General features: G+C 69.2%; 11 protein-coding genes and 1 pseudogene. 7 read left to right on the top strand and 5 right to left on the bottom strand.

Features of this window, described 5'->3' with window-relative positions:
- The first annotated feature begins 3 nt into the window (after window positions 1–3).
- The gene (locus A5659_RS06820; RefSeq protein WP_067179977.1) at window positions 4–885 is read left to right on the top strand and encodes an SAM-dependent methyltransferase; all 882 of its coding nucleotides are present in this window, start codon (window positions 4–6) and stop codon (window positions 883–885) included.
- Window positions 886–891: 6 nt separating this feature from the next.
- Window positions 892–1,395: a GNAT family N-acetyltransferase gene (locus A5659_RS06815; RefSeq protein ID WP_066872543.1), complete on the top strand. Its 504-nt coding sequence runs from the start codon at window positions 892–894 to the stop codon at window positions 1,393–1,395.
- Between the two features lie 181 nt (window positions 1,396–1,576).
- Here A5659_RS06815 and A5659_RS06810 read toward each other — a convergent pair whose 3' ends face one another.
- On the bottom strand, window positions 1,577–2,323 hold the full coding sequence (locus A5659_RS06810) for an MBL fold metallo-hydrolase (protein ID WP_066872395.1): 747 nt from the start codon (window positions 2,321–2,323) through the stop codon (window positions 1,577–1,579).
- Window positions 2,324–2,442: 119 nt separating this feature from the next.
- Here A5659_RS06810 and fgd point away from each other — a divergent pair, with 119 nt between their 5' ends.
- The 4 genes from fgd (at window position 2,443) to A5659_RS06790 (ending at window position 7,631) form a co-directional block, all read left to right on the top strand.
- Window positions 2,443–3,453, top strand: coding sequence for a glucose-6-phosphate dehydrogenase (coenzyme-F420) (fgd, locus tag A5659_RS06805; protein ID WP_007768513.1), 1,011 nt, complete (start codon window positions 2,443–2,445; stop codon window positions 3,451–3,453).
- 26 nt (window positions 3,454–3,479) lie between these two features.
- A complete protein-coding gene (gene pta / locus A5659_RS06800) occupies window positions 3,480–5,546 on the top strand; it encodes a phosphate acetyltransferase (RefSeq protein WP_067179974.1) in 2,067 nt (688 codons plus the stop codon).
- Window positions 5,543–6,706 (top strand): acetate kinase, encoded by a 1,164-nt coding sequence (locus tag A5659_RS06795; RefSeq protein ID WP_156748879.1) that lies wholly within the window; start codon window positions 5,543–5,545, stop codon window positions 6,704–6,706. The genes pta and A5659_RS06795 overlap by 4 nt, the downstream gene beginning before the upstream one ends.
- A gap of 76 nt (window positions 6,707–6,782) precedes the next feature.
- Window positions 6,783–7,631 carry an endonuclease domain-containing protein gene (locus A5659_RS06790; RefSeq protein WP_067179971.1) on the top strand — a complete coding sequence of 283 codons (849 nt, stop codon included), beginning with the start codon at window positions 6,783–6,785 and terminating at the stop codon, window positions 7,629–7,631.
- A 155-nt stretch (window positions 7,632–7,786) separates the two neighbouring features.
- Here the strand turns inward: A5659_RS06790 and A5659_RS06785 are convergent, their stop codons facing one another.
- The 3 genes from A5659_RS06785 to glnX are packed head-to-tail and all read right to left on the bottom strand — an operon-like array spanning window position 7,787 to window position 12,377.
- Window positions 7,787–10,081 carry a serine/threonine-protein kinase PknG gene (locus A5659_RS06785; protein ID WP_067179967.1) on the bottom strand — a complete coding sequence of 765 codons (2,295 nt, stop codon included), beginning with the start codon at window positions 10,079–10,081 and terminating at the stop codon, window positions 7,787–7,789.
- Entirely contained in the window at window positions 10,081–11,058 is a 978-nt protein-coding gene (locus tag A5659_RS06780) for a glutamate ABC transporter substrate-binding protein (protein WP_067139438.1), read from the bottom strand. Before A5659_RS06780 ends, A5659_RS06785 begins: the two co-directional genes overlap by 1 nt.
- Window positions 11,058–12,377, bottom strand: coding sequence for a protein kinase G-activating protein GlnX (gene glnX / locus A5659_RS06775; protein WP_066872410.1), 1,320 nt, complete (start codon window positions 12,375–12,377; stop codon window positions 11,058–11,060). Before glnX ends, A5659_RS06780 begins: the two co-directional genes overlap by 1 nt.
- Before the next feature lie 140 nt (window positions 12,378–12,517).
- Between glnX and A5659_RS06770 the strand changes: the two genes are divergently transcribed.
- A complete protein-coding gene (locus A5659_RS06770; protein ID WP_082975938.1) occupies window positions 12,518–13,192 on the top strand; it encodes an NUDIX hydrolase in 675 nt (224 codons plus the stop codon).
- Here the strand turns inward: A5659_RS06770 and A5659_RS06765 are convergent.
- A pseudogene (locus A5659_RS06765) lies at window positions 13,164–13,395 on the bottom strand (DNA mismatch repair protein MutT); the annotation flags it as partial. The gene A5659_RS06770 and the pseudogene A5659_RS06765 overlap by 29 nt on opposite strands.

Here is a 13,395-nt window from a genome sequence, read left to right as displayed (position 1 = left end):
ACCATGGCGCAGACGGTTGACGTGGCGGTGACCGCAACTTTCGCCGCGGCCGCGCGGGCGGTGGCCACCCACCAGGGCCTGCTGAACGATCCCTTCGCCGAGCCGCTGTTGTGCGCCGTCGGGATCGACTACCTCACCCGCGCGATCACCGATCACGTGTTCGCGGCCGACGAGGGCGACGACCCGGCCATGACGGCGCTGATGGACGCGCTGGCGGCGCACACGCGGTTCGTGGACGAATTCCTGGCCGACGCCGGCCGGGCGGGCATCCGGCAGGTGGTCATCCTGGCGTCGGGCCTCGACACCCGGCCGTACCGGCTGTGGTGGCCCAAGGGCACCACGGTCTACGAGATCGATCGGCCGCAGGTGCTCGACTTCAAAGCCGAGGTGCTGCGCGGGCTGGACGCCGCATTGGCCACCCACCGCTGTGCGGTCGGCATCGAGCTGCGCCAGGATTGGCCGGCGGCGCTGCGCCGGGTCGGGTTCGACGCCGCCCAGCCCACGGTCTGGGTCGCCGAGCAACTGCTCGTCGGCTACCTGCCGCCCGACGAGCAGAACCATGTGCTCGACGCCGTCACCGCCTCGAGCGCCGCCGGTAGCCGGTTCACCGCCGATCACATGCCCACCTGGAATCCGTTGCAGCTCGGGGCCGAGCGTGCATTCGTCGACGGCTGGCGACAGCGCGGTCTGGACGTCGACCTGGCCAGCCTGACCTATCCGGGCGAATACCATTACGTGCCAGAGTATTTGGCGTCCAATGGCTGGGAGACCGCCGGGCGCGGCCTCACCGAACTGCTGGGTGCGCTGGGCCTGGGCAGGCGGCGAAGCGCCGGAGCCGGCGACTCGGAGTTCATCCCGGAATACGTCACCGCGACACGCGTTTGAGCCTTGGTGATGCCGGAATCAACCACGCCCCGCGGCCGACTGCGGTTCGTGTCGGCCACTCACGACGACCCGCTGGCGCAACCGCTGCTGGCCGAACTGGCCGTCGAGTATGCGCAACGGTACGGCGGGACGCCGAGCACCCACCTGACCTGGCTGCCCGTGCCGGAGGCCGAGTTGGCGCCGCCGGATGGCGGACTGCTGATCGGCGTGGTGGACGGCGAGCCGGTGACGGGCGGCGCGTTTCGCCGGTACGACGCCGAGACCGCCGAGCTCAAGCGGATTTGGACCGACGCCAGGCACCGGCGCCGCGGTTACGCCAAGGCGCTGCTGGCGGCGCTGGAGGCCGAAACCCTGGCGCGTGGGTATCGGCGGCTCTACCTGATCACCGGGAACCGGCAGCCGGAGGCCGAGGCGCTCTATGACGCGACGGGATACACCCGGATAACACCGGATCCGCTGCCGTCGTGGGGCCCGTTCATTCCGATCGCCTTCGAGAAGTGGCTGGCTTGAGTTGAGTTCGGCGCCCGCGCCGGTCCTCGCCCTCGCCGGTCGAGTGTGAATCGTCGGTTTTCAGTGTGAATCCTTGGCGGCGACACGCCGACAACACCCGCCGTAGGTTCACACTGAAGACCCAGGATTCACGATCAAAGCCCGATGCGATCGATTTAGCAACCGGCACAACGCCTCTCCACTACTGAGCCAGCGAGATGGCGCGCGCAGTCGCTTCCCGGATCGGGCCGCGCCACACGTCGCCGTGACCGGGTAGCAGCACCTCGGTGTCCAGCAGGGCCAGCGCGTCCAGGCTGCGCAGCGAGTTCTGCTGGCTGTGGCTGAACACCGCGGGCAGCAGCTGCGGCCCACCCCGACGCAGCAGTGGGTGCCCGGTGATCAGCGCGTCGCCGCTGACCAGCACCCCGTCCACCACGTACGAGCAGTGCCCGCTGGTGTGCCCGGGGGTGAACACCGGCCGCGGGTGCCCCGGCAGCCCGGCGGCCACCTCGGCGGTCAGCGGCCGGGTGGAGGGGATGCCGTCGCGGATCAGGCCGCCGCTGCGCAACACGTGCAGGCCCCACGCCGCCCAGCGCGGCCGCCAAATGCGCAGGGCCACATCGAAAACCGACGCCTGTTCCAGGTATTCGCGTTTGGCGTGGCCCACTTCCTCGGCGTGGCAGTACACGGCGGTGCCGTATTCGTTGGCGAGCCAGATCGCCGAACCCAGGTGGTCGATGTGGGCGTGCGTGAGCAGGACGGCCCGCACGTCACCGGGGCCGTAGCTCAGCTCCCGCAGCGACGACAGCACGTCCTCGCGGTCGCCGGGATATCCGGCGTCGATCAGCAGCACGCCGGTGCCGTCGACGACCAGCGTCCAGTTAACGGCCTCGCCCCGGGCGAGGTAGACCGTGTCGGTCACTTGGACGAGGGTTGGCGCCGATCCCATGCCCGCGAGTGTAGAAGCCGGGCGCAGCGGGTCGCGACCGTCAGCACAGGAGCGATCGCAAGCGCGGCGAAGCCGGGCGTAGCGGGTCGCGACCGTCAGCACAGGAGTAGAAAGAACGAGTGGCTGAACTGAAACTCGGATACAAAGCGTCCGCTGAACAATTTGCACCGCGCGAGCTCGTCGAACTCGCTGTCGCCGCCGAGGGGCACGGCATGGACAGCGCAACCGTCAGTGACCACTTCCAGCCGTGGCGGCACGAGGGCGGACACGCGCCCTTCTCGCTGGCCTGGATGACCGCCGTCGGCGAGCGCACCAAGAGGCTGGTGCTGGGCACCTCGGTGCTCACCCCGACCTTCCGCTACAACCCCGCCGTCATCGCGCAAGCGTTCGCCACGATGGGATGCCTGTACCCGGACCGCATTTTCCTGGGCGTCGGCACCGGCGAGTCGCTCAACGAGATCGCCACCGGTTACGAGGGCGAGTGGCCGGAGTTCAAGGAACGCTATGCCCGGCTGCGCGAATCGGTGCGGCTGATGCGCGAGCTGTGGCTGGGCGACCGGGTGGACTTCGAGGGCGAGTACTACCACACCAAGGGCGCCTCCATCTACGACGTGCCCGAGGGTGGCATCCCGATCTACATCGCCGCGGGCGGTCCCCAGGTGGCCAAGTACGCGGGCCGCGCCGGCGACGGCTTCATCTGCACCTCCGGCAAGGGCGAGGAGCTGTACAAGGACAAGCTGATGCCGGCCATGAAGGAGGGTGCGGAGGCGGCCGGCAAGAATCCCGACGACATCGACCGGATGATCGAAATCAAGATCTCCTACGACACCGACCCGGACAAGGCGCTGGAGAACACCCGGTTCTGGGCGCCGCTGTCGCTGACGGCCGAGCAGAAGACCAGCATTCACGACCCGCTGGAAATGGAGAAGGCCGCCGACGAGCTGCCGATCGAGCAGGTGGCCAAGCGCTGGATCGTGGCGTCGGATCCCGACGAGGCGGTCGAAAAGGTCGGCCAGTACGTGAAATGGGGCCTCAACCACCTGGTGTTCCACGCGCCCGGCCATGACCAGCGCCGGTTCCTGGAGCTCTTCGAGAAGGACTTGGCGCCGCGGTTGCGGCGGCTGGCCTAAGCGGTCTGCGGCGCCGTGCCCGTCCAGTGACAGCGATCTATATCGCGGCCCCCGAGCCGGAGACCGGCAAGTCGACGATCGCGCTGGGGCTGCTGCACCGGTTGACCGCCACGGTCGCCAAAGTCGGTGTGTTCCGCCCGATTACGCGCTCCGACGACGGCGAGGACCGCGACTACATCCTGGAATTGTTGCTGTCGCGGACCACCGCGGGTCTGACCTACGAGCAATGCGTCGGCGTCACCTATGCGCAGCTGCACGCCGACGGTGACGCGGCCATCGCCGCCATCGTCGACGCCTACCACGCGGTGGCCGAGGCGTGCGACGTGGTGGTGATCGTCGGCAGCGACTACACCGACGTGACCCGGCCCGCGGAGCTTTCGACCAACGCGCGCATCGCGGTCAATCTCGGTGCGCCGCTGTTGCTGACGGTCAGTGGCAAGGGGCGCACGGCCGCCGAGGTCGCCAGCGTTGTCGAGGTCTGCCTGGCCGAGCTGGACGCTCAGCACGCCCACACCGCCGCCGTGGTGGCCAACCGCTGTGAGCCGGCCGAGCTGACCGAGGTCGCGCAGGCCCTGCGCAAATTCGCCCAGCGCAGCTACGTGCTGCCCGACGCGCCGCTGCTGTCCGCGCCGACGGTGGCCGAGCTGGAAAAGGCGGTCGGCGGGGCGCCGGTCAGCGGCGAAGAGTCACTGCGCGAACGCGAGGTCACCGGCGTGCTGGTCGCCGGGATGACCGCCGACCACGTCCTGGAACGCCTGCGCGACGGCATGGCGGTCATCACCCCCGGCGACCGCTCGGACGTAGTACTCGCCGTGGCCAGTGCCCATGCGGCCGAAGGCTTTCCGTCGCTGTCATGCATCGTGCTCAACGGCGGTTTCCAACTGCATCCGTCCATCGCCGACCTGGTCGCCGGGCTTCGGCTGCGCCTGCCCATCGTCGCCACCGCGCTGGGCACCTACGACACCGCCAGCGCGGCGGCGTCGGCCCGGGGCCGGGTCACCGCGACCTCGCAGCGCAAGATCGACACCGCGCTGGAGTTGATGGACAGCCACGTCGACGTCCCCGATCTGCTTGCCCAGCTTGCGATTCCGATTCCCACCGTGGTCACGCCGCAGATGTTCATTCACCAGCTGACGCTGCAGGCACGCGCGGACCGCAAGCACATCGTGCTACCCGAAGGCGACGACGACCGCATTCTGCAGTCGGCGGGCCGGGTGCTGCAGCGCCGCGTCGCCGACCTGACCATCCTGGGCGACGAAGCCCAAATCCGCCAGCGCGCGGGAGAACTCGGGGTGGACCTGGGCGACGCGACCGTGATCGATCCGCGCAGTAGCCCGCTGCGCGACGAGTTCGCCGACCAGTACGCGCAGTTGCGCAAGGCCAAGGGTGTCACGGTCGAGCAGGCCCGCGAGGCCATGCGCGACGCCACGTATTTCGGCACCATGCTGGTGCAGAACTCCCATGTCGACGGCATGGTGTCCGGCGCCGCGCACACCACGGCGCACACCGTTCGGCCGGCATTCGAGATCATCAAGACGGTCCCGGACGTCTCGACGGTGTCCAGCATCTTCCTGATGTGCCTGCCGGATCGGGTGCTGGCCTACGGTGACTGCGCGATCATCCCGAACCCGACGCCCGAGCAGCTGGCCGACATCGCCATCTCCTCGGCACGCACCGCCGCCCAGTTCGGCATCGAACCGCGGGTGGCGATGCTGTCCTACTCGACCGGCGACTCCGGCACCGGTGCGGACGTCGACAAGGTCAGGACGGCAACGGAATTGGTGCGCAAACGCGACCCCCACCTGCCGGTGGAGGGGCCTATTCAATACGACGCCGCGATCGAACCGTCGGTCGCGGCCACCAAATTGCGGGACTCGCCGGTGGCCGGCCGGGCCACGGTGCTGATCTTCCCCGACCTCAATACCGGCAACAACACCTACAAAGCGGTGCAGCGCAGTGCCGGCGCGCTCGCCATCGGGCCGGTGCTGCAGGGCCTGCGCAAGCCGGTGAACGATCTGTCGCGGGGCGCGCTGGTCGAAGATATCGTCAACACCGTGGCCATCACCGCGATCCAGGCGCAGGGGCGGCCGTGACGGAAACGAGTGGCTCCCGCCTGGTGCTGGTGATCAACTCCGGCTCGTCGTCGCTGAAATACCAAGTGGTCGACCCGGATTCGGGCGCCGCCAAGGCGACGGGCCTGGTGGAGCGGATCGGAGAGGAATCGTCGTCGGTTCCCGATCATGACGCCGCGCTGCGCCACGCGTTCGACGCGTTGGCCGATGACGGTATCGACCTGAAGACGAGCGGCATCGTCGCGGTGGGGCACCGAGTGGTGCACGGCGGCAACGCCTTTTATCAGCCCACGCTGCTGGACGACGCGGTGATCGGCCGGCTGCACGAGTTGTCGGAGTTGGCCCCGCTGCACAATCCGCCCGCGCTCAAGGGGATCGAGGTCGCGCGCAAACTGCTGCCCGACATCGCCCACATCGCGGTCTTCGACACCGGATTCTTCCACGACCTGCCGCCGGCGGCAGCCACCTACGCGATCGACCGCGACCTCGCTCAGCGGTATCAGATCCGCCGATACGGGTTCCACGGCACGTCGCACCGCTACGTCAGCGAGCAGGCCGCCGCCTTCCTGGAGCGGCCCGTCGGCGACCTGAAACAGATCGTGCTGCATTTGGGTAACGGTTGCTCCGCCTCGGCGATCGCCGGTTCCCGGCCGTTGGACACCTCGATGGGGCTGACCCCGTTGGAGGGGCTGGTGATGGGTACCCGCAGCGGCGATATCGATCCCAGCGTCGTCGGCTACCTGTCGCACACGGCCGACATGGGCGTCGACGACATCGAGTCCATGCTCAACCAGCGGTCGGGCGTGCTGGGCCTGTCCGGTCAGCGCGACTTTCGCCGGCTGCGGACCATGATCGAATCCGGTGACCAGGCAGCGCAATTGGCCTACAGCGTGTTCACCCACCGGCTGCGCAAGTACGTCGGCGCCTACCTGGCGGTGCTGGGGCACACCGACGTCATCAGCTTCACCGCCGGGATCGGCGAGAACGACGCCGCGGTGCGCCGCGACGCGATGGCCGGCATGGAAGAACTAGGCATCGTGCTCGACCAGCGCCGTAATCTCGGCGGCGGCAAGGGGGCGCGCCAGATCTCGGCCGACGACTCACCGATCGCGGTGCTGGTGATCCCGACCAACGAAGAACTGGCCATCGCCCGCGACTGCGTGAGCGTGTTAGGCGGGTAAGTAGCCGATACCGTGCGCTCGGGGCCTGTGCACAGACGCGCCCGCGGACCGCGTTCGGCGTGAGATGGTTCGCGGCATGAGGCAAGTGCCGTTTATCGGCAGCGAGGAGCTGGCGTCGGGAAGGCTGAGTCGCCACCAGCTGCGGGCGGCCTACCGCGCGGTGTTTCCGAACGTGTACGTGCCCGCACACGTGGAGCCGTCGCTGCGGGTGCGCATCCGCGCGGCCTGGCTGTGGTCGGGCCGCAGGGCGGTCATCGCGGGAGCGGCCGCGGCGGCGCTGCACGGCGCCGAATGGATCCCCGACGGCGTGCCTGTTGAGCTGATCCATCCCAACACCCGTCCCCCGAACGGCGTGTTGACGCATCGGGAAACGCTGTATGCCGGTGAGACTCAGCGCCAGGACGGTCTGCCCGTCACCACACCGGAGCGAACCGCCTTCGACATCGGGCGGCGGGGCGCGGTGCGGTCCGCCGTGGTGCGGCTCGACGCCCTCGCGCGCGCAACGGGTTTCAAGGTCGACGACGTGCTGCGGGTCGCGATGGCGCACCCTCGCTCGCCCGGGCTGCGGGCGTTAGAGGCCGCGCTCGAGCTGGTCGACGCGGGCGCACAGTCGCCCCGGGAAAGCTACCTGCGGCTGTTGCTCATCGACGCGGGACTGCCGCGGCCGCAGACCCAGATCCCGGCGCTGGGGGCCGACGGCCTGCCGATCGCCTACCTGGACCTGGGCTGGCCGGACGCCATGGTCGGCGTCGAGTATGACGGCGACCAACACCGCACCGACCGACGCCAGTACGTCAAGGACATTCGCCGGATCGAAACGCTGGAGCGGCTGGGGTGGATCGTCGTCCGGGTCGTCGCGGAGGACCGGCCCGCCGCGATCATCCACCGGGTGCGTGCAGCGTTGACGAAATCGACTGTGAAATAGCGGCTTTCAGTGTGAAACTACGGTGTGGTTTGTCGGCGTGTCGCCGCCCAGGGTTCACACTCAACGCCCACGATTCACACTCGACGGGACGCGGGCCGGATGCCGCGCCCAAACGGGCGCCCAACCGGGCCCCGAGTCGCGCCTAACGCGAACCGCTAGAACGTGCTGGTGGGGCGAACCCGGTTCGCCATGTCCACCAGCGCGTAGCGGTGCCGCTGGGTGGGGGCGACGCGGGCCAGGTTGCGCAGCGCCGCCTCGACGCCGAGCCGCAGCCCGTGCTCGGTGAACGGGAAGCCCAAGATGTGGTTGGTGCTGGCCTTGTTGTCCTCCAGCCAGTCCATCGCGCAGCCGAGCACCAGGGCGCGGATCTGCAGCACGCGGGGCTCGGTGGGCGGCAGCGCCTCCACCCGCCGCGCCGCGTCGCGGATGTCCTCCTCGGTGATCTCGCTCTTGGTGCGGCCGGATAGCAGCGTCACCGCGCTGGTCAGCCGCGCGGTGGTGAAGTGCCGGGAGGTGGCGGGCACCTCGTCCAGCGTGCGCACCGCGGCGGCCCGATCCCCTTCGGCGGACAGTGATCTGGCCAACCCGAACGCCGCCGAGATCACCCCGTCGTTGGTCTTCCACACCGTCTCGTAGAACTTGTGGTCGTCGACGTCGCCGGCCAGCTCGGCGGTGGCGGCCAGCGCCAGCTTGGGCGCCAGCTCGCCGGGGAAGGTGTCCAGCACTTCGGTGAAATGCGTTGTGGCCGAGTCGTAGTCGCCGGTGAGCAGCTCGGCGACGGCCTTGTACCACACCAGCCGCCATTGCCAGCCCACCCGCTCGGCCAGGTCGTCGAGCTTGCGGGTGGCCTTGGCCACGTCGCCCAGGTCCAGCAGCGCGCGGACCTCCATCAGCGGCAGCTCCACCGACTCGGACACCTCCACGCCGTCGGCGTCCAGCGTGCCGTGCCGGGCCGCGCGCAACGAATCGAGCGTCTGCACCGGCTGGGACAACACCGTCGCCTGCAGGACCGGGGCGGCGACGTCGGCCGGATCGACCAGCGGAACCTGCAGTGCCGTAACGATTTCGCGGGCGGTCAGCTTCTCCGAGTGAACCTGGCCGTCCAGGTACACGTCGGTGTGCGCGACCAGCAGGTCCACCCCGAACGTCGAGCGGCTGGGGGAGAAGATCGTCGACAGGCCGGGCCGCGGGATGCCGGTGTCGTGGGCGACCACCTCCCGCAGCACTCCCATCAGCTGCGCCGACATCTCCTCGGTGCTGCCGAACCGGCGCCGCGGGTCGGGGGAGGTGGCGCGGCGCAACAACCGGCGGAAGGAGTCGTAGGTGGTCAACACCGGGTCGTCCTCGGGCAGGCCGTCGACGTAGCGGCCGTTGCGCGTCTGCAAATTCAGCGTCAGCGCGGCCAGTGTGCGGCCCACCGTGTAGATGTCGGTGGCCACCGTCGGCCCGGTCCGCACGATCTCGGGGGCCTGGAATCCCGGTGTGCCGTAGAGGTATCCGAACGAATTGATCCGCGACACCGCGCCCAGGTCGATCAGCTTGAGCTGCTCCTCGGTGCGCATGATGTTCTCCGGCTTCAGGTCGTTGTAGACCAGGCCGATGGAGTGCAGATAGCTCAGCGCGGGCAGGATCTCCAGCAGGTAGGCGACGGCCTCGGCGACGGGCAGCTTCTCACCCTTGCCGTGCTTGAGCGGCTGCCCACCGACGTACTCCATGACGATGAGGCCGACCGGATTGTTGTGCTGATCCTTGTGCTCGACGAAGTTGAAGATCTGCACGATCTGCGGGTGGACCACCTCGGCGAGGAACTGTCGTTCGGCCATCGCGATCGCCTGGGCCTCCGCGTCGCCGGAGTGCACCAGACCCTTCAGCACCACCGGCCGGTCGTTGACGTTGTGGTCGACCGCCAGATAGACCCACCCCAGACCGCCGTGGGCGATGCAGCCCTTGACCTCGTACTGGCCCGCGACGATGTCGCCGGGATTAAGTTGCGGCAGAAAGGAATACGGGCTGCCGCAGGACGGGCACCAGCCCTCCGACGTGCCCTTGGCTTTCTTGCTGGACCGGCCCACCGGTTTTCCGCAGTTCCAGCAGAAGCGCTTGGATTCCGGCACCACCGGATTGGTCATCAGGGCTTCGAGCGGGTCGATGTCGCGTCCGCGCGGGATCTCGACCAGGCCGCCGCCGAGCTGGCGGACCGCGGGCAGCGATCGCGTCGCGACCGTCAAGCGGTCCTGCGGATCGGTGTCCAGGGCGCCCAGCGAGATGTGCGGAAAGTCGTCGTCATCGTCGTCGTCGTCGAAATCGGGACGGAACAGCGCCTGGGTGGCCTGCAGCCGCCCGGTCGCCGCGCCGGTCTGGACGTCGGCCGGCTGGGTGCCCGGCGCCACGTCCGCCACGTCTTCCGGGTCGGATTCCGGCTGCTCGGTTTGCTTGTCCGGCTCGGCCATCAGTCCAGATACCTCGGCGTGGGCGGGGCCGGCGCGGGACCCAGCACCGTCAACCACTTGCGGTACAACGTGTTCCACGTACCGTCCCGGCGGATCCGTTCCAGGGTTCCGTTGACGAACCGCACCAGTCCGGTGTTGTTCAGGTTGACCCCGATGCCATAGGGCTGGGTGGCCATGTTGGGCCCGACGATGTGCAGATACGGATCCTCTTCGACCAGCCCGGCCAGGATCGAGTCATCCGTGCTGACCGCGTCGATCTCGCGCTGCTGCATCGCCACCAGGCAGTCGGCCCAGTTGACCACCGACACCACGACCGGCGGCGGATCGATCTGCTGGATGCGGTGCAGCGACGTCGTGCCCTTGGCGACGCAGACGCGCTTGCCGGACAGGTCGGAGACCTTGACGATCGACGAGTCGCGCGGGGCCAGGATGCGCTGGTTGGCGTCGAGGTAGACGGTCGAGAAGTTCACCAGCTTGCGCCGGTCGCAGGTGATGGTCATGGTCTTCACCACGATGTCGACCTCGGAGTTCTGCAGCGCGGTGACCCGCTCGTCCGACGACAGGATCCGGTACTCGACGTGCGAGGGCGCCCCGAAGATGTCGCGCGCGATCTCGCCGGCGATGTCGACGTCGAAACCGGTGATCTCGCCGGTGATCGGATCGCGGAAGCTGAACAGGTTGCTGCCGATGTCGAGGCCGACGATCAGCCGGCCGCGGGCGCGGATGTCGGCGACGGCGGCGTCGGCCTCCGCCTTGGTGGGGAAGGGCCGCAGGCTGGCGGTCAGGTCGCAGTTCTGGTTCGGGCCGTCGGGCGGCAGCGGCGGCTGCGGCGGCAACTGCTCCATGCCGACCGGTGTCGGCGGCGGCAACGTCGGCACGCTGGCCACCCGCAACGACTCCGTGTGCCCGCAACCCGCCAGCACCACCACCGCGGCGGTCGCGGCGCCCGCCCGGCGAAGCATCCGCAGGCCGAGCATCATCGATACTCTTTCAGCCTCGGCCACAGGCCCAGCGCCACCGCGATGGCGGCGCCGAGGCTGAGCACCACGCCACCCACCTGGGCGCCGGACAGTCCGCTGCGCGCGTTGATGACGTCGTTGCGCAGCGTGATGCGGCCCTGATCCATGGCCTTGACCAGCTCGTCTTCCAGCTTGTCGAACGCGGGGGTGGAGTCTTCCTCGCTGCTGCCCAGCGCCACCTGCGTCGCGGCCCGGTAGTTACCCACCGAGATGTAGGAGGTGATCCGGTCGTTGGCCTGCCGCCAGCGCAGCAACAGCTGGTCGGCGCCCTCGAGGTCCGGCTTGTCGACGGCGTCGCTGCGGGACATGTACTGGTCGAGCTGGCGGTGCATGGAATCGATGCGCTGGTAGAAGGATTGCTTGCGTTTCTCCTCGTCGCCGCGGCGGATCAGCGACAGGGTTTCGTCGGCGCGCGCCTGCTGGGCGGTGATCGCGACGTTGGTGACGGTCTTGAGGGATTCCGCGGCAGTGTCCTTCGCGCTACGACTGGCCGTCGTAGAAATGGTCAGCGCAGTTCCAACCCAAACCACCATGACGAGAATAGCGAGTGCGCCCACCACCAGCCCCGGGTTGATTCGGCGGCGGGTGCGCCGCGCCAGCCAGCGGTGCGAGAACGCGCCGAAGATCACGGTGGCGCCGACCACCATGATCACCGGGGCCGGGATCTGCGTCGACGCGGTGGTTTCCGCGTCCACCCGCTCCGACGTCGCCTGATACAGCCGCGCCGCGTCGGGCAGGATCGTCGACTGCATCAGGCCCGAAGCCTCCGACAGGTACGACGAGCCGACGGGATTGCCCTCCCGGTTGTTGGTCCGGGCGATTTCTATCAGGCCGGTGTAGACGGCCAGCTCGGCGTTGATCCGGCCCAACAGCTGCACCAGCGGTTCGTCGGTGAGCCCGCTCGAGGCCCGGGTCACGGCGACGGACGCGTCGGTGATGGCCTGCTCATAGCGCTGGCGCACCGGCTGTGGTTCCGCCTCGGCGATGAACGCGGTCGCCGCCGCGGCGTCGGCCACCGACAGGGTGGTGTAGAGCCGGCCGGCGGCGAACGACAGCGGCTCGGTGTGGTTGAGTACCGTGGTCAGCACCTGCTGCCGGTGGTTGATGGTGGTCGAGGTGGCGAAGGCGCTGATGCCGCCGAGCGCGGCCAGCACGATGCCGATGGTCAAGATGCGTCCCGGCGTCGTGGAGATGAACCACCAGCGGGGATGAGCCGGTTCGGCCGGCGACCGCGATCCCTGCGGCTCGGTCGACGGGTGTGCCAGCTCAACCGTCACGTTTGATCAGCCCTCATCTCTCGGCCACTCGATTTCGCTGCACGGACCTCTATAAGCGAAGTCTAAGAGCATGTTCGGGTGGATGGGTGGAGGCAGACGCAATTGGCGACGCCCCAACCAAGTCTGCATATCCTGAATCGGTGCAGGGCGACGGTGACGGTTGGGTGATCTCCGACAGCGGCGCCCATTACTGGGGCCGGTACGGCGCGGCGGGTTTGCTGCTGCGGGCCCCGCAGTCCGACGGTACGCCCGCGGTGCTGCTGCAGCATCGCGCCGTGTGGAGCCATCAGGGCGGCACCTGGGGACTGCCGGGCGGCGCCCGGGACAGCCACGAAACGCCGGAGGAGACGGCGGTCCGCGAGGCGAACGAGGAGGCCGGGCTGCTCGGCGACCGGCTGGCGGTGCGCGCCACGGTGGTCACGGCCGAGGTCGCCGGCATCGCCGGCACGCAGTGGAGCTACACCACCGTGATCGCCGACGCCGACGAGTTGCTGCACACCGTGCCCAACCGGGAAAGCGCCGAGATGCGCTGGGTCGCCGAAAACGAGGTGGCCGACCTGCCGCTGCACCCGGGCTTCGCGGCCAGCTGGCAGCGGCTGCGCACCGCGCCGGCGGTGCTGCCGCTGGTGAAGGTGGCCGCCGGGCTGGGAACCGACAAGCCGTGGTTCGCCATCGGCGGCATCGACGAGCGCCGGCTGCCCGAGGTGCTCGACGCCGGCGCCCGGCGCATCGTGGTGGTGCGTGCGATCACCGCGGCCGCCGACCCGCGGGCCGCGGCCACGCGGCTCAGTTCGGCGCTGGCAGCAGCGCGCTGATCCGGCGGGCCAGCTGCGAGGGCGCCTGGTCGGCCTCCGACGGGGGCCCGGGCATGCACCAGACGAAGACGCCGGTCTCGATCTCGATCGTGCGCGGCAGGTATCGCCGTCGCTCGTCGCCGTCGCCCAGCGGCAGCACCGCCGGCGCGGTGCGCAGCCGCTGCCAGCTGGCCGCGAAGCCCGGGTGCAGCGGCAGGTCGGCC

It is taken from the genome of Mycobacterium sp. 1165196.3 (assembly GCF_001673415.1).
In the GTDB taxonomy this organism is placed as follows: domain Bacteria; phylum Actinomycetota; class Actinomycetes; order Mycobacteriales; family Mycobacteriaceae; genus Mycobacterium; species Mycobacterium europaeum_A.
This window is presented reverse-complemented; position numbering and strand designations above follow the sequence as displayed.